The 15245-nt window shown below is 72.8% G+C and carries 15 protein-coding genes; 7 read left to right on the top strand and 8 right to left on the bottom strand.

Going from position 1 to position 15245, the window contains the following annotated elements:
- Positions 1-27 precede the first annotated feature (27 nt).
- Entirely contained in the window at positions 28-657 is a 630-nt protein-coding gene (locus tag BSB02_RS05625; protein ID WP_084957478.1) for a DUF6758 family protein, read from the bottom strand.
- A 65-nt stretch (positions 658-722) separates the two neighbouring features.
- Here BSB02_RS05625 and BSB02_RS05620 point away from each other — a divergent pair, with 65 nt between their 5' ends.
- Positions 723-1139, top strand: coding sequence for an NUDIX hydrolase (locus BSB02_RS05620; RefSeq protein ID WP_206184518.1), 417 nt, complete (start codon positions 723-725; stop codon positions 1137-1139).
- Here BSB02_RS05620 and BSB02_RS05615 read toward each other — a convergent pair.
- On the bottom strand, positions 1102-4047 hold the full coding sequence (locus BSB02_RS05615; RefSeq protein ID WP_143590270.1) for a sialidase family protein: 2946 nt from the start codon (positions 4045-4047) through the stop codon (positions 1102-1104). The genes BSB02_RS05620 and BSB02_RS05615 overlap by 38 nt on opposite strands.
- 214 nt (positions 4048-4261) lie before the next feature.
- On the bottom strand, positions 4262-5260 hold the full coding sequence (locus BSB02_RS05610; RefSeq protein WP_143590268.1) for a CPBP family intramembrane glutamic endopeptidase: 999 nt from the start codon (positions 5258-5260) through the stop codon (positions 4262-4264).
- A 98-nt stretch (positions 5261-5358) separates the two neighbouring features.
- Here BSB02_RS05610 and BSB02_RS05605 point away from each other — a divergent pair, with 98 nt between their 5' ends.
- Together BSB02_RS05605 and BSB02_RS05600 are read left to right on the top strand one after the other, a co-directional pair.
- The gene (locus tag BSB02_RS05605) at positions 5359-6024 is read left to right on the top strand and encodes a hypothetical protein (protein ID WP_084957472.1); all 666 of its coding nucleotides are present in this window, start codon (positions 5359-5361) and stop codon (positions 6022-6024) included.
- A complete protein-coding gene (locus tag BSB02_RS05600; protein ID WP_084957470.1) occupies positions 6021-6566 on the top strand; it encodes a DUF6529 family protein in 546 nt (181 codons plus the stop codon). Before BSB02_RS05605 ends, BSB02_RS05600 begins: the two co-directional genes overlap by 4 nt.
- 3 nt (positions 6567-6569) lie before the next feature.
- Here the strand turns inward: BSB02_RS05600 and BSB02_RS05595 are convergent, their stop codons facing one another.
- Entirely contained in the window at positions 6570-7514 is a 945-nt protein-coding gene (locus BSB02_RS05595; RefSeq protein WP_084957626.1) for an HpcH/HpaI aldolase/citrate lyase family protein, read from the bottom strand.
- Positions 7515-7701: 187 nt separating this feature from the next.
- Between BSB02_RS05595 and BSB02_RS39370 the strand changes: the two genes are divergently transcribed.
- The gene (locus BSB02_RS39370; RefSeq protein WP_143590266.1) at positions 7702-8190 is read left to right on the top strand and encodes a hypothetical protein; all 489 of its coding nucleotides are present in this window, start codon (positions 7702-7704) and stop codon (positions 8188-8190) included.
- Between the two features lie 20 nt (positions 8191-8210).
- On the top strand, positions 8211-8579 hold the full coding sequence (locus BSB02_RS05585; RefSeq protein ID WP_084957466.1) for a hypothetical protein: 369 nt from the start codon (positions 8211-8213) through the stop codon (positions 8577-8579).
- Here the strand turns inward: BSB02_RS05585 and BSB02_RS05580 are convergent.
- Together BSB02_RS05580 and BSB02_RS05575 are read right to left on the bottom strand one after the other, a co-directional pair.
- Positions 8528-9484, bottom strand: coding sequence for an EamA family transporter (locus BSB02_RS05580; RefSeq protein ID WP_084957464.1), 957 nt, complete (start codon positions 9482-9484; stop codon positions 8528-8530). The genes BSB02_RS05585 and BSB02_RS05580 overlap by 52 nt on opposite strands.
- A 65-nt stretch (positions 9485-9549) precedes the next feature.
- Positions 9550-9984, bottom strand: a complete 435-nt coding sequence (locus BSB02_RS05575) for a MarR family winged helix-turn-helix transcriptional regulator (protein ID WP_206184517.1) — start codon at positions 9982-9984, stop codon at positions 9550-9552.
- 75 nt (positions 9985-10059) lie between these two features.
- On the opposite strand from BSB02_RS05575, the gene BSB02_RS05570 reads away from it, so the two are divergent.
- Positions 10060-11199 carry an Mrp/NBP35 family ATP-binding protein gene (locus BSB02_RS05570; RefSeq protein ID WP_084957462.1) on the top strand — a complete coding sequence of 380 codons (1140 nt, stop codon included), beginning with the start codon at positions 10060-10062 and terminating at the stop codon, positions 11197-11199.
- Between the two features lie 27 nt (positions 11200-11226).
- On the opposite strand, the gene BSB02_RS05565 is transcribed toward BSB02_RS05570, so the two are convergent.
- Together BSB02_RS05565 and BSB02_RS05560 are read right to left on the bottom strand one after the other, a co-directional pair.
- Positions 11227-11958: a class I SAM-dependent methyltransferase gene (locus BSB02_RS05565; protein ID WP_084957460.1), complete on the bottom strand. Its 732-nt coding sequence runs from the start codon at positions 11956-11958 to the stop codon at positions 11227-11229.
- Between the two features lie 71 nt (positions 11959-12029).
- Positions 12030-13280, bottom strand: coding sequence for an esterase/lipase family protein (locus BSB02_RS05560; protein WP_084957458.1), 1251 nt, complete (start codon positions 13278-13280; stop codon positions 12030-12032).
- Positions 13281-13634: 354 nt separating this feature from the next.
- Between BSB02_RS05560 and BSB02_RS05555 the strand changes: the two genes are divergently transcribed.
- Positions 13635-15245: a hypothetical protein gene (locus BSB02_RS05555; RefSeq protein ID WP_084957457.1), complete on the top strand. Its 1611-nt coding sequence runs from the start codon at positions 13635-13637 to the stop codon at positions 15243-15245.

Below are 15245 nucleotides of genomic sequence, written 5' to 3'. Positions count from 1 at the left end.
TCCCCCAATCCCAGGGGGACAGCGATCCTAGTCGTCCAGGCGCGGCGAGAACGCCCCGAAGGGCACGTCGAGCGGCGGCGCCTCCCGCAGGTCGATGAGGCTCAGCTGGGCCAGCGCGATGACGCAGCCGGCCTCGGCCGGCCAGCCGATCGTCCACAGCCAGTTGCCCAGCGCCTCCCCCGCGTACGCCGCCCGGTCGCCCGGCCCCTTGACGAACCACAGCGCGGTCGGGTGCCCGAGGACGTCGATCTTGGCGTTCGGCGGTCCCTCGTCGAAGCCCGCTCCGGGGTCCGGCCCGCCGATCCCGGCGAAGGACGCGCCCAGCCCGATGCCCGGCTCCTCGGCGATGATCAGCAGGTCCGCGGGCCCGTGCGTCACCGAGGGCCCCGACAGGGCGACCACGCTCGCCCGCCCACCGGTGCGCTCGTCGCCGACCTCGGCGAACCCGGTCACGAGCCAGCCCGTCGGCAGCGGCCAGGGCAGCCACACGGGCACGACCGAGTTCTGCCGGATGAGCTCCATCGACGCCTCCGACGGCTGCCGGGGCGGCTGGAAGGGCAGGACGTCGCCGTGCGCGTCACAGCGCCATGCGCTGTGCCAGGCGCTGGGCGGATGAAGCGGGCCAAAACACCGCGGACAGGTTGGTGCCGCTCTCACAGCTACTCACGGTGCTTCGTGTGACGCCGATCCGTCAAGGGCGGCGGCCGTTATATAACCGCAATGTGCGTGTAAATTGTGTCGGCGCCATCGTCGTGGACGGCGACCGCCTGCTGCTCGTGCGCCGTGGCAGGCCGCCCGGCCAGGGGCTCTGGTCGCTGCCCGGCGGCCGGGTGGAGCCCGGCGAGTCCGACGAGGCGGCCCTGCGGCGCGAGGTGCGCGAGGAGACCGGCCTGCTCGTCGAGCCCGGCCCGTTCGTGGGCGTGGTGGACCGGCCCGGCCCCGGCGGGGTCGTCTACGACATCCGCGACTACCGCGCCACGGTGACGGGCGGCGTGCTCGCCGCCGGCGACGACGCCGCCGACGTGCGCTGGTGCCCCCTTCCCGACCTCGTACGGCTGCCGCTGTCGGAGGGCCTGCTGGACGCGCTGGCCGCCTGGGGGATCACCGATCGGCCGACAGGGTCGAGATCCACAGGCTGAGGTGGTCGGCGTTGTAGGTGGCCGACCGGCCCAGGCCCACCACCTGCGACCCGGTGACCGCGACGGCCGCCAGCCACTGCCGGCCCTCCCCGGCCAGCCGCTGGCCCGTCAGGTCGGTGCGGTTCCAGCCGAGGCCGTCCTGCGAGGTCCACGCCGCGCCGTCGCCGTCGTGCGAGCCGACCGCCACCAGCCCCTGGGGCGTGGCGGCCAGGTCGTAGACGGCCGCCTCCCCCTCGGCCCGCAGCCAGCTGTAGGTCCACGACCTGCCCTCGTCCTCCGACACGCCCGCGAACGCCTTGCGCACGCCGTCGCGCAACGCCGTACCGGTCACCACGATGCGCTCGCCGTCCACCGCCACCTGGCGCAGGCCCGCGCTCTGGGCGTCCTCCGGCAGGATGCGCCGGTCCCGCTGCTTCCAGGTCAGCCCGTCGTCGGACCACCACACGACGCCGGTCTCCCGGTCGGCGTCGCCGAAGCCGCCCACGGCCACGTACCGCTCGCCGACGGCCGCCACGTCGTGGACGCGCACGCCGACGCCGCCCTGCGGCAGCGGCCTGGAGCGGGTGAACCTCTGCCCGTCGGCGGTGAACCACAGCGCGGCGGCCGTGCCCGCCTGGCCGCGGTCCTCGCCCGCGACCACGTAGCCCTTGGGCCCGGCCGCGACCGCGTGCATGGTCACCCAGCCGCCCTCGCGCCCGGGAACCGGCACCTTCTTCCACGTCAGCGCGTCGGTGGAGGAGACCACGAGCGGCTCGGCGCCGTTGGCGCCGACGGCGTTGGCCCCGACCGCGACCCAGCCCTTGCGCCCGTGCGCCACGTCCGACAGGCCCTGCTGGCGCGGCCCGCCCAGGCTGGAGGCCCGCCAGACCTGGGCGTCGGAGCTGGTCCAGATGCCCGCGTCGCCGGAGGCCGAGCCGACCGCCACGTACGTGCCCCGCGCGACGGACAGCCTGGCCACGTCGCGTGCGGCCCTGATCAGGCCGTCGATGCCGGTGAGCTCCACCGTCGCGGGCGCCCCGCCGGGCGGCGCGGTGACCAGGACGGGCTGGTTGTCGATGTCGGAGGCGGCCCGGTCGCCGCCCGCGAACAGCACGCCGGAGTCGCCGACGGCGAAGCCGCGCAGCGTGGCCTCCTCCAGCCCGGCGAGCTGGGCGCGCCTGGTCCAGGTCCTGCCGTCCGGGCTGGTCAGCACGCGGTAGTCGCCCAGGCCGACCTCGCTGACCGCGGTCACGCCGCCCTTGTGGGAGACGACCGCGTCGACGCCGACGCTCTGGCTGTCCAGGCCGCTGATCGCGCCACACTGGGCCCAGCGCTCGCCGGACGCCGAGCAGTACACCCGCACCTGGCCCTCCGGGGTGCGCCGGCCGAGCGGGACGAGGAGGAACTGCCTGGGCAGGACGGCCAGCGTCCCGGGCTCGGCCTGCGCCTCGGGGAGGAGGAACGCCGTGGCGTGCCAGGTCTTCCCGGCGTCGGCCGAGCGGACGGCCCGCGCGCCCTCGCCGCGCGCGGACGGGCCCAGCGCGACGACCGTGTCGCCGCGCGCCTCGACCGCCTTCAGCTCGCCGACGTCCAGATCGCCGAGGTCGACGCGCTGCCAAGTCCGCCCGTCGGCGGACCGCCAGGCGGCGGGCACCAGGCCGGACGCGGCGGGCGCGCGGCCGACCGCCACGAAGCCGGAGGCGGTCCTGGCGATGTCGTGGACGAGGTCGCCGCGCCGGAACGCCGGGCTGGACACCGCCTCCCAGCTGAAGCCGTCGCCGCTGACCCACAGGCCCACCTGGGTCTCGTCGCCGCCGGCGGCCAGCCACCTCCCGTCGCCGCCGGTCACGCGCCGGACGATCGCCGTGGGAGAGTCGGTCACCTTGCCCAGGTGCCAGCTCCTCCCGGCGTCGGGCGAGTACAGGAAGATCGGCCGGGGCGTGGGCGTCGTGGTGTCGCTGCCGACCGCCACGACCGTGTCGCCGGTGGCGGCGACGTCGTTGAGCTTCTGGTTGGCGCCGCCGACGGCGGCCGAGAGCTTGAACCACGGGTCGCCGGGGCGCACCTCGCCGGTCGCGAGCGTCGGCCCGGGCTTGCCGGGGCCGGTCAGGTACCGCCAGGCGAGGATCCCGGCGGTCGCGGTGAGGGCGAGGGCCACGACGATGGCGATCGGGGCGGTGAGCCCGCGCCGCCGCCTGGCGGGCACGGGCGGCGCGGCGCCGCGGTGGTGGCGTCCGCTGGAGCCGGAGGGCCGCGGCGGGCCGCTGGCGACCAGCAGGTCGGGGCGGGTCGGGCGGCCGCCGGGCGGCCTGCCGACGCGCCTGACGGGCTGCTGGTCCTGGGGGCCGCGCTCGGGCTCGGCGCTGATGCGCGGCTCGACCTGGATCTCCCGCGGTTGCTCGGCTGGCACGGCATGCTCGCCGGGAACCGGACGCTCGCGGGGGGCCTGCTCGGGTGCGGCGGGCTGGCGCGGGTAGGGGCGCGTGTCGGCCATGCGCTCGCGGCGCTCGGCCTCCTCGGCCGGGCCGGGCGGCGGGTACGGCCGCGGCCTGCCCCTGGCGACAAGCTTGTCCGGCCTGCTGACCAGCCGCCTGCGCCGCTGGGTCTCCGGCTCCGCGGTCGGCGAGCCGTACGGCCTGCGTCCCCGGGGCGCCTCGGGCGGCTCCTCGTCCTCGGCCGCGGCGTCCTCGGGCGTGGGCGAGGCGAACGGGGGCATCCCCCACGGCGAGGCGAGAGGCAGCCCGCGCGCCCGGTCGTCGGTCGGCCCGGGCGGCGAGTGCTGGATCCGGGGCTCGCGCGGCCGTGGAGCCTCACCAGGTTCGCGGGGGGCGTCGCCGGGTTGGCGGGGGGCCTCGCCGGATTCGCGCGGGGCGTCACCCGGCGGGTCGTCCGGCTGTCGCCGTGGTGGATCGCTGGGGCCGGAGGCCACGCGCGACACCTCCTCGTGGTGTTCCGGACCGTTCCACTGACTTGCCGATGGTTTGCCGACTCCTAGGCGCCTATACCCGGTCCGATCGACATGATCACCTCCGGATCCGACGGCCTGCCGTACGGCCGGACCAGCACGCCACCCTTCCAGATCAGCACGCCACAGCCCGGAAGGCGAGACCTCTCTAGCGAGATTTCGCCGACCCTCTGGAGATTTATCCAGAAAATGCGCTGATTGCCCGCTTTTTGGCCAGCTTTTTGGCCAGCAGCAGCACCCCGGCCGCGAACACGGCCAGCTGCACGACGGTCCCCGCCAGCGCCGGCCACGGCACCGCCCCCTGCTGCATCGCCTTGTCCAGCTGCCCCGTCGCCGCGCTGAGCCCGAAGGCGAACACGTTGTTCACCACGTGCATGGCGATGGCCGCCTCCAGCCCGCCGGTGCGCACCGCGAGGAAGCCCATCACCACCCCGAAGCCGAACACGTCCACCATCCCGGCCTGGGTGTAGCCGTGCATGACCATGAACAGCAGCGACCCCAGCACGATGCCGTAGGCCGGATTGCGCAGGTAGCTGCCGAACGCCTGGATCACCCAGCCGCGGAAGATGTACTCCTCGGCCGCCGCCTGGAACGGCACGAGCAGGACGATCACCACCAGGCCGGGCAGGAACCGCTCCCAGCCCGCCCACTCGCCGAACAGCCCCGAGGTGTCCTCGCCCGCGACCGAGTAGGCCACCACCAGCGCCGTCTGCCCGAGCACGAGCGCGACCACCGCGACCCCCGCGCACCCCCACAGCCACGACCAGCGCAGCCGCCCGGCCACCGACGACAGCGTCCCCGGCCGCCGCCGCTGGATCAGCGCCGCCGTACCGAACACCAGCGGCAGCACGACGGCGATCGACAGCAGCATGACGACCAGGGCGTACTCCGGATCGTCGAACAGCCTGGTGTCACCGGGCAGCATCTTCACGCCGAACGCCGGCGCCAGCAGCGCGCCGAGCAGGAAGACGACCATCGCCGCCACCACGAAGGCCACGGCCACGACGAGCGTGCCGACGACCGGCCGCCACCACCGGGTCGCCGGGTTCCTGGCCAGGTGGTCGTACCGCACCCCCTCGGGTGGCGGAAGAAGCCAGGGCTGGGGCGCCGGGGGTGTATACGCGAGCGCCGCCGGGTACGGCTGGCCCTGGGGGAACGGCTGTTGGTTCTCCTGCATCTCCCCATTCTGTCCGCTGAGCGCGGATTAGTTCACAGACAGAGCGCGCGGAAGAGGCCATCGTCGAGGGGTCCGTCAGCACAACCTGGGAGTACGTCATGTCCAGACTGGGGCCGTTCGTCACCCTCGCGGCAGGCGCCGTCCTGGCCGCGGGGCTGGGCGTGGCCAGCGCGACCGCCGCTCCTGCGGGCGAGACCGTGGCCGCCGCGGAGCAGGTCACGGGAGCCACCGCCCAGACCACCTCCGCGCCCGGCGAGGAGGCCGCCAAGCCCGTGGTCGTCCGGGCCGACTACGCCGGCCGCGTCGAGCGCACCCGGGCCCTCATCGCCGTGTCCATTCGCGGCGCCAAGGCCATCGGGTACTTCTGCGACGGCAAGACCGAGGCGTGGTTCATCGGCCCCGTCGACGGCGACAAGGTCAAGCTCAAGGGCTTCGGCGACGCCAAGCTGAACGCCACGTTCGGCGGCGGCAGGGCCGAGGGCGTCGTCGCGCTCGGCGGCAAGGAGTGGGACTTCGTCGCCCCCACCGTGAAGAAGCCGTCGGGCCTGTACCGGGCCACGCGGATCGTCAGAGGCGCCAAGATCAAGGCCAGCTGGATCTACCTGGCCAACCCCAACGGGGACGGCTTCATCCAGGTCGGCACCGCCTCCGTCAACGACTCCCGGGTCACCACGCCGACCTTCACCCCCGACCGGCCCATCAACGTCAACGGCGAATACGTCGTGCCCGAGGACGTCGACGGTTTCGTGGAGGAGATGTCATGACCGCCGTCTACCCGCAGCAGCGCAGGAGCGCCGTGCCCCTGCTCGTCCCGCTCCTCGCCGGCGGCCTGGTCATGGTCGCCCTCGGCGTGTACGGCAGGCTGCACACACCCACCGGCTTCGCCATCGGCCCGGCCGGGTTCTCCGGCGCGCTGCCGATGAAGGCGTGGCTGACCACGGGCGCGTTCGTCCTGGCCATCGTCCAGGTGGTCTCCGCCCTGTCCATGTGGGGCAAGATCGGGATCCGCATCCCGGCGGGCGTCCACCGCTGGTCCGGCCGGCTGGCGTTCCTGCTGAGCGTCCCGGTCGCCTTCCACTGCCTGTACGCCCTGGGCCTGCAGTACGACGTGCCGCGCGTGCTGGTCCACTCGCTGCTGGGCTGCTTCTTCTACGGCGTGTTCACCGCGAAGATGCTGGCGCTGCCGCGCCGGGGCCTGCCCGGCTGGGCCCTGCCCGTGCTGGGCGGGCTCGCCTTCACCGCGCTGGTGGGGCTGTGGCTCACCTCGTCGTTCTGGTTCTTCACCGCCATCGGCGTCACGCTGTGAGAATCACTGTGCCGACGGCGGCGTGAACCGCTTGGTCCGCCTCAGCCCGGCGGCGCGGCCCTTGGCGGCGACGACGAGCGCCATCTTGCGCGACGCCTCGTCGATCATCTCGTCGCCCAGCATGGCCGCGCCGCGCCTTTCCACGGTGGTGTAGTACTCGTAGGCCTCGAGGATCAGCTCGGCGTGGTCGTAGTCCTCCTGCGAGGGCGAGAACACCTCGTTGGCCGCCTCGACCTGGAGCGGGTGCAGCACCCACTTGCCGTCGTAGCCGAGCGCGGCGGTCCTGCGGGCCGCCCGCCGGTAGCCCTCGACGTCCTTGATCTGCAGGTACGGCCCGTCGATCACCTGCAGGTCGTGCATGCGGGCGGCCATGAGCAACCGCATGAGGACGTAATGGTAGGCGTCGCCCTCGGTGTAGCCGGGCGGCTGCTCCCCCACCACCAGCGTGCGCATGCCGACGGAGGCCATGAAGTCGGCCGGGCCGAACACCAGCGCCTCCAGCCGCCTGGAGCTGCCCGCGATGGCGTCCACGTTGACCAGGCCGCGGGCGTTCTCGATCTGCGCCTCGATGCCGATGCGGCCCTCCTCCAGGCCCACGGTCCGCTCGATCTGGGTGAGCAGCCTGTCGAGCCAGGCCACCTCGGTCGGATCCTGCACCTTGGGCAGGATGAGGCAGTCCAGGTGCTCCCCCGCGCCCTCGACGACCTCGATCACGTCGCGGTAGGTCCACTGCGTCTCCAGGCCGTTCACGCGCACCGCGCGGGTCTTGCCCGTCCAGTCGCCGGTCCTGAGCGCCTCGACGATGTTCTTGCGCGCCTCCTGCTTGGCCGCCGGCGCCACCGCGTCCTCCAGGTCGAGGAAGACCTCGTCGGCCGGAAGGGTCTGGGCCTTCTCCAGGAAGCGCGGGTTGCTGCCGGGGACCGCGAGCACCGAACGTCGTGAGCGCATGGCCAGTAAGAGTAGTCGCGCCCGCTCCGCGGCGACCCGCGCGGCCCAGCCGTACAGGACCGTGGAGAGCACCACGGACGGCGGAAAGCGTTGCATTTGCGGACGTAGCGTCCTTCGGCCGAATGGATCACGGCGCGGCTGCTAAGTACAGAGCTTGACGAGGGGCTACGGAGAGGCACGTCGACCGGTGAGCAAGAGCAAGGCGAAAGCGCGCAGGAAGAACCGCACGGCCAAGCCGGTCAGCCGCCCCGCACCGGCGCGCAAACCGCCCGGCGCCCAGCACGGTCCCGCCGACCTCTCGCGCCGGTCGGCCGCCCTCATCACGGTGCTCACCTTGCTGCTCGCGTTCCTGGCCTTCGGGCGGGACCTCTTCGACATCAGGCTCGACTGGTTCGACCTGGGCGCCACCCCGGCTGCGTCGGCGCCGGCGACGCCCGGCGTCCGCAAGGCCAGCGGCTCGGTCAAGCCCAGGAGGCCGAGCTCGCCGCAGGCGCCGCCGTGGACCAGGACCGTGCCGTCGCACCACGTCACGCGGTCGCCGCGGCCGACGCCCTCCCCCTCGCCGAACAGCCCGCCGCCCTCGCCGACCCCCTCGCCCAGCCCCACGCCCGACGTCCAGGAGTCCACGGCCCCGCCCCCTGAGCCGACGCCCGAGGAGACGGCGACGGCGGGGTGAGTGCGGACTACAGTCGAGGCGTGACCGTCATCGAGGAAGGCGCGAAGAAGTCCAGCGTGCTGTGGCTGGTGCTGGACCGGCCGCGGCTGGCCTGGCACACCTGGCACGAGGGCGCCCTCTACGTCGTGACCGGCGGCGGCGAGCAGCACCTGCCGGGCCTGGCCGAGCGCCGCACCGTCGAGGTGATCCTGCGCAGCAAGGACAACGGCGCCCGGCTCGTCACCTTCGAGGCCGACGTCGAGGTGGTCGACCAGGCGGCCGAGCCGGAGCCGGTCGCCGCCCTGGCCAAGGAGCGGCTCAACGCGCTCGACGGCGAGCACCTGACCGAGCGCTGGGCTCAGGAGGCGACGGTCGCCAGGCTCCGGCCGCGCGCGCCCTCAGCGTCCTGACGGGCGACCGGCCGCGCCGCCGCCAGCTGGGCGAGCACCGCCCCGCACAGCACGAGCAGCCCGCCCACGATCTGGAAGACGCCCAGGCCCTCCCCCAGCAGCGCCCATGCCACGACGGCGCCGCCGATGACCTCCAGCGTCGCGACCGTGGCGCCCACCGCGGCCGAGAGCCTGCGCACGGCGTTGACGCCCAGCACGTACGCGGTCGCGGTGGCCACGACGATCAGCCACAGATAGGCGCCCAGGGCGGGCAGCGTGTTGCCGCCGATCGTGGGCGACGCGGCGAACGCCTGCCACGGGATGGTCCACGGCTGGGAGACGGGCAGCAGGAGGACGGCGGCGCCGAGCATGCCCCAGGTCACCAGCCCGAGCGGGTCGACGTCCTCGCCGAAGCTGTCGCTCAGCAGGAAGTAGGCCGCGCAGCACGCGCCCGCGGCCAGGCCAAGCAGGACGCCGACGACGTCCAGGCGCATGCCCTGCCAGAACTCCACCACGACGGCCAGGCCGGCGAAGGCGACCACGGCGCCGACGAACGCGCTGCGCGGCAGCCGTACCCGCCGGACGAAGCGCACCCACAGCACCACCATCACCGGCGCGGTGAACTCCAGCAGCAGCGCCACCCCGACGGGCAGGCGGGTGATGGCCACGAAGTACAGCGACTGCACCCCGGCGACGGCCACCAGCGCGTAGGCGGCGAAGAAGCCGAGCTTGCCGCGCGGGACGCGCAGCGCCCGCGGCTTCAACAATGCCAGGACGGCGGCCATCAGCAGGCCCGCGCCCGCCATGCGCACCCAGACGGACTGGAGCGGCACCAGGCCCGCGGCGTTGAGGTACTTCGCCATCGGCCCGGAGAAGGCGAAACACCACGAGGACAGCAACGCCAGCGCGAGTCCGGTGTACCGCATCGAGACACCACCAGGGGTTAGTAATCACCATTCAGCACTTTTGATACTGACATGATGCTCCCCGGTCACACAACCCCCAGCTTGGCCAGCATGGAACGGCAACGCCGCACGTCGTCGCCGTCGAGAGCGTCCAGGAAATGGGTGCGGACGGCGCGCAGGTACGTGGGCGTCGCCTCCTTGAGCCGGTCGAGCCCGGCGCCGGTCAGCACCGCGAACAGCCCGCGGGCGTCGCTCTCGCACGCCTCCCTGACCACCAGCCCCTCGCGCTGCAACCGGTCGACCAGCCTGGTCAGCCCGCTGCGCGACAGCAGCACCCGGTCGGCCAGGTCGTTCATGCGCAGCCGGCGGCCGGGCGCGGCCGCCAGCTGGGACAGCACCTCGTAGGAGGCCAGCGCCAGGTCGTGCGCCTCGACCAGCTCGGCCTCCAACCGCCCCGCGATCCGCACCTGGGCGCGTTGCAGCAGCCGCCACAGAGACAGTTCCTCGACGGTCAGATTCACGGAGTAACCTTAAAACGTTGCGCGCGCATCTACTGTGCGCCGATCGATATCAGCGACAAGGAGTGCCCAGCTGCGATGGCACCTACCCACGAGCAGGTGACGGCCGCCCTCGCGACCGTGAACGACCCCGAGATCCGTCGCCCCATCACGGACCTCGACATGGTGAAGAGCGTCGACATCTCCCCCTCGGGCGAGGTGGCCGTCGGCGTGTACCTCACGGTGTCGGGCTGTCCGCTGAAGGACACCATCATCCGCGACGTGACCAACGCGGTCTCCAAGGTCGAGGGCGTGACCTCGGTCCGCGTCTCGCTCGACGTCATGAGCCAGGAGCAGCGCAAGGCCCTCCAGACCAAGCTGCGCGGCAACCGGCCACCGGAGAAGGAGATCCCCTTCAACCAGCCCGGCTCCCTCACCCGCGTCTTCGCGGTCGCCAGCGGCAAGGGCGGCGTCGGCAAGTCGTCGGTGACGGTCAACCTGGCCGCGGCGATGGCGCAGAACGGCCTGAAGGTCGGCATCGTCGACGCCGACATCTACGGCCACAGCGTGCCGCGGATGCTGGGCGCCGCCGAGCGGCCGACCAAGGTCGAAGACATGATCATGCCGCCGGTCGCGCACGACATCAAGGTCATCTCGGTCGGCATGTTCAAGCCCGAGGGCAACACGCCGGTCGTGTGGCGCGGCCCGATGCTCGACCGCGCGCTCCACCAGTTCCTGGCCGACGTGTACTGGGGCGACCTCGACGTGCTGCTGCTCGACCTGCCGCCCGGCACCGGCGACATCGCCATCTCCGTCGCCCAGCGGCTGCCCGGCGCCGAGATCCTGGTCGTCACCACGCCGCAGATGGCCGCCGCCGAGGTCGCCGAGCGCGCCGGGTCCATCGCGGCGCAGACCCACCAGCAGATCGCCGGCGTCATCGAGAACATGGCGTGGCTGCCCTGCCCGCACTGCGACGAGCGCATCCCCGTCTTCGGCGAGGGCGGCGGGCAGACCGTCGCCGACGCGCTCACGCGGATCCTCGGCGCCCGGGTGCCGCTGCTGGGCCAGGTGCCGATCGACATGCGGCTGCGCGAGGGCGCCGACGAGGGCAAGCCGCTGGTGCTGACCGACCCCGACTCGCCGGGCGCGGCCGAGCTGCGCCGGATCGCCGGGCTGCTGAGCAAGCGCTCCAGCAGCCTCAAGGGCATGCAGCTGGGGCTGGCTCCCACCCGCCGGTGACGGTACGGCCCGACCGCGACCGGCCGGTCACACCCGCCGGGCGATCGTGACGATCTCCCGGCTGGCCGGCGTGAGCGGGCCGCGGGCCCAGTCGCCGTACTGCGCCTCGACGGCGAACCCGGCCTCCTCGAGGAACGCGATCAGCGCCGGCACGTCCAGGAAGCGCAGGCTCGTCCGGTCGACGCGCAGGACCGCGCCGCCGGCCTCGGCGGTGGTCTCGGTGAAGGTCACCACGTCGCCGATGACCGCCTCGACGTGGTGGGACACGCGCAGCATGCGCCCGTCGGCCCACTCGACCTCCGTGGCGTTGGCCGGGGTCCAGCCCTCCCAGGCGCGCGCCTGCGGGTGACGGGTCTCGAAGGCGAACCGGCCGCCCTCGCGCAACGCGGCGCGGACGGCGGCGAGGGACGCGCGCAGCTCGTCGTCGTCCACGAGGCACTGGAAGGCGTGGCCGGTCATCGTCGCCAGGTCGAACTCGCGGTCCCAGGCGGCGTCGGCGGCGACGCCGCGCACCCACTCGATGTCGGCGCGGCGCCGGGCGCGGGCCAGGGCCGCCTCGTTGGGATCGATCCCGGCCAGGCGCCCGGCGTGCCCGCGCTCGCGCGCCTGGTGCAGCAGGGCGCCGGTCCCGCAGCCGACGTCCAGGACGCTGGGCGCGTCCATGACCAGGCCGAGGTAGAAGGCGTCGCCGGGGAAGCGGATGCCGTCCCAGGGATACATCAGGTCGTACAGGGCGGCGGCGTCGGCGTCGGAGAACACCGGGGCAGTATCGGGCAGCCCGGGACGGCCTGCCAACCGGATTTCCGCGTTCCCGCCACCGGCCTGCGCGGTCAGCCGAGCCAGGTGGTGATCTGGGTCCTGGCCTCGCTCGCCCAGCCCAGCTTCAGGTGGTTGAGCGGCAGGGTGGCCACGGCGGCGCGGTTGGCGACGCCGTCGGGAGCGCTGCAGCTGGCCACGAACACCGCGCCGTCCGAGGGGCCGGTGTGCTCGTTGTGCAGCAGCGCCATGTCCGCGCGGTTGCCGCAGAGCTGGTAGACGGGCACGCCGGACGGCGTGCCGGCGGCGATGAGCGGCATGACCAGCGAGCCGCGGTCGATCGCCCACTGGATGCCTCGGCCCTGCGTGTAGAAGCCGGTGCCGCCGTAGTAGGTGGTGTACCAGTCCTGCTCGGCCGCGGGCAGCGGGTAGACGTCGTCCCAGCGGTAGAGCATGTCGTCCGAGCCCGGGTAGGCGTTGCCCTCGTAGCTCAGCTCGGGGTGGCTGCGCCACAGGCCGTAGCAGATCATGGCGCTGTGCGGGGCGGGCGCATTGAGGGAGCCCCCACATTCCGGAAATATCGCGAAATCGTGGGTCCAGCCGTGCCGGTAACCCCAGTCGAACCCCTTGTTCGGCCCGCCCACCAGGATGAGCTTGCGCACGTCCCCGGCGTAAGCCGTACCCCAGGACTTCCGCAGCGAGGACACGTACATCCGGGCGTTGAACGCGCCCTTGGACCAGCCGATCACATCGACCTTGGCGGCGCCGGTCTTGGCCCGGATCAGCCTGACGGCGTCGCCGATCTGCTCGGCCCAGTAGTAGCCGTCGCCGGTGACGTGCGGGAAGCCGATCGCGAACACCTTGTAGCCGGCCGCGGACAGGTGCTGCATCAGCCCGGTGGTCGGGCAGTCGGCCTGGCCGCAGCCGTACGAGCCGCGGGCGTTGGGGTTCGCCCAGGCCAGGTCGGCCGTCTGGTTGGCGCCGTGGACCAGCAGCACCGGGGTCGCCTTGGGGTTGGTCTGCCAGCCGGGCGCGTGGTAGAGCAGGAAGCGCGAGGAGTGCGGCCGGGCCACGTCGCCGAACAGCCTCCTGGTCTGCCCGGTGTGGTCGCCGCGCCCGTCGGGCGGATATGTCTCGGCCACGAAGGCGCTGGAGTTGTCCCGGTAACGCTCGACGAGCGCCCATCCGTTCTCCAGGCCCGTCGAGTAGCTCGCCTCCAGCGTCACCGAACCCGTCATGGCCTCGGCCGGCGCGGACGCGCCCGCCACGGTCGCCGCGAACGCCACCAGCGCCGCGGCCACCCTGCTCGCTAACCGTCGCTTCATCACATCTCCTCGGGGGTGCCGTGAACCTCACCTCACGCGAGGAGACGCCCCCGGATCAATGTGGCCGACCGCCATGGCGCAGGGGCTTGGTGTGGATGCCACGGCCGCTTCCAGCGCGAGGAAGGACGCTTGCCCGGAACGTGGAAGCGAGCCCGCCAATCAGCGAAATCGTGAGACGCATGGGGCTGGTGTCGGCAAGACTTTTCCGCGGCAACCCCCCAGAAAAGGCGATGGGGAGCGGCCCCGAAGGGCGACTCCCCTGCCTTAGTCCCTTCGAGGATAGCTCCCAGCCGGAGCCGATCGCAACCGACCACGTGCGAAGGCCGCCTTCGCGAACGCACTGCGGGAGGAGTCATGACCGCCGGTACCCCCCAGACCGACGCTCTGGTCAAGGCCCGGATCCTGGAATTGCTCGAGTCGTGGAGTCCCTGGCATCGCCGGCTCTGGGATCTTGGAACGGTCCTGGCCATGCGGGAGGTGATCGAGGCGGCCGACTGGGTGGGGCGGCACGTCCTGTCCCGTGCCGCGCTTTCCTGGTGCGTCCAGGAGTCGCTGCTGCCCAGGCTCAAGACCGACGGCGCGATCGGCGACGGCGAGGTCCGGCGGCAGCTCCACCAGCTCTGCAAGTCGCCCATCAAACCGGCGGCCCGGAGCCAGCGCGCCCTGGGGCACCTGACCGACCTGGTCGCCGACGGTTATCTCCGCCGTTGGCGCGATCTCGTGGCGACTGCACCGGTTCATGTGGAACGTTCCGCCCGGTGCATCACCTCTCATGTGCTCGACAGCGGTTTCCACCAGGATTTCCTGCGCCGTCACCTCCGCTCCCGGCTGGATGAATCCTCCACCGCGGTGGACGTCATCGAGCTGTTCATGGAGCTGGAAGAGCAGGGCGAGCAGACGTACGAAGGCATGATCGTCCTCCAGGACAAGCTGCCGGCCGCCCAGGTTGCGATCAAGTCCCCCATCTGGCTGTCCCAGGAAGAGGTCGCCCATCGGCTGGCCACCGGCTTTCCCCACGTCACGGGAATTCGCATCAGCGGAGGACTGCTTTTCCGCGTCCGTGCCCGGGATCACGTGTCGGCCGTCCACGAGATCACCGAACTCTTCGACCGGATCCGCAACCGGGTGCGCTACCGGCGCGGCCAGACACGGCTGGACGTCTACCCGCAGGTCTTCCTCGCCGGCCAGCCCGAACCCCAGGAATTCGTCCGTGGCGACCCAGCGGTCAGCGTGGTGTCCCTGGAGCGCGTCGGCCTGCTCTACGAGCTCCCCGAGACAGGCACACACGGGTCGCGCATCGACGACGCGCTGGAGCTGGCGGCGGCGCTCACCGAGAGCTCCCCGAGCAAAGCCGTGGCGGGCGCCTGGGCCGCGATCGAGGCGCTGCTGTTCTGCGACACCGACGAGGCCGACCGGGAGGAGGGCCGTGCCGTGGCGGCCGACCGGGCCGCGGCTCTGGTGGCGGCGGGCTGGCCGCGCGCGGAACTCACCACGCTGAGCTACCACAAGCAGATCGCGACCAGCGACGCCCGCCTGGCACGAGACCTGGCCGCCGTCGAAGGCGACAACCGGGAACGGACCAGGCGAATGGTGGACTGGCTGGCCGCACACCCGCCCTGCCCGGCAGCCGACCTGCGCACCGTCGCCGCGTTCGAGCGCGTGCGGGAGCTGGTGGCCCGCCCCTCGCCCACGCTGAACCGCATCAACCGGTACCTGCGCGCGAGCTTCCGCCGTCTCTACCGCCAGCGGAACATCGTGCTGCACGGCGGATCCACCAGGTCGGTCGCGCTGGCCGCGACCGTCCGCACCGCCGGTCCCCTGGTCGGAGCGGCACTGGACCGCCTCGCCCACGGTTACGCCGTCGCGGGCACGGCTCCGCTGGACCTGGCAAGCAGGGCCGAGCTCGCCCTCCGTGTCGTGGGCGACAGGGACGGCTGGCACCTGCATGAGCTGCTCGGGGCGTGA

Source organism: Thermoactinospora rubra (genome assembly GCF_002093975.1).
Classification (GTDB): domain Bacteria; phylum Actinomycetota; class Actinomycetes; order Streptosporangiales; family Streptosporangiaceae; genus Nonomuraea; species Nonomuraea rubra_A.
Note: the sequence above shows the minus strand (reverse complement) of the source record. Positions and strands in the feature narration are given on the sequence as shown.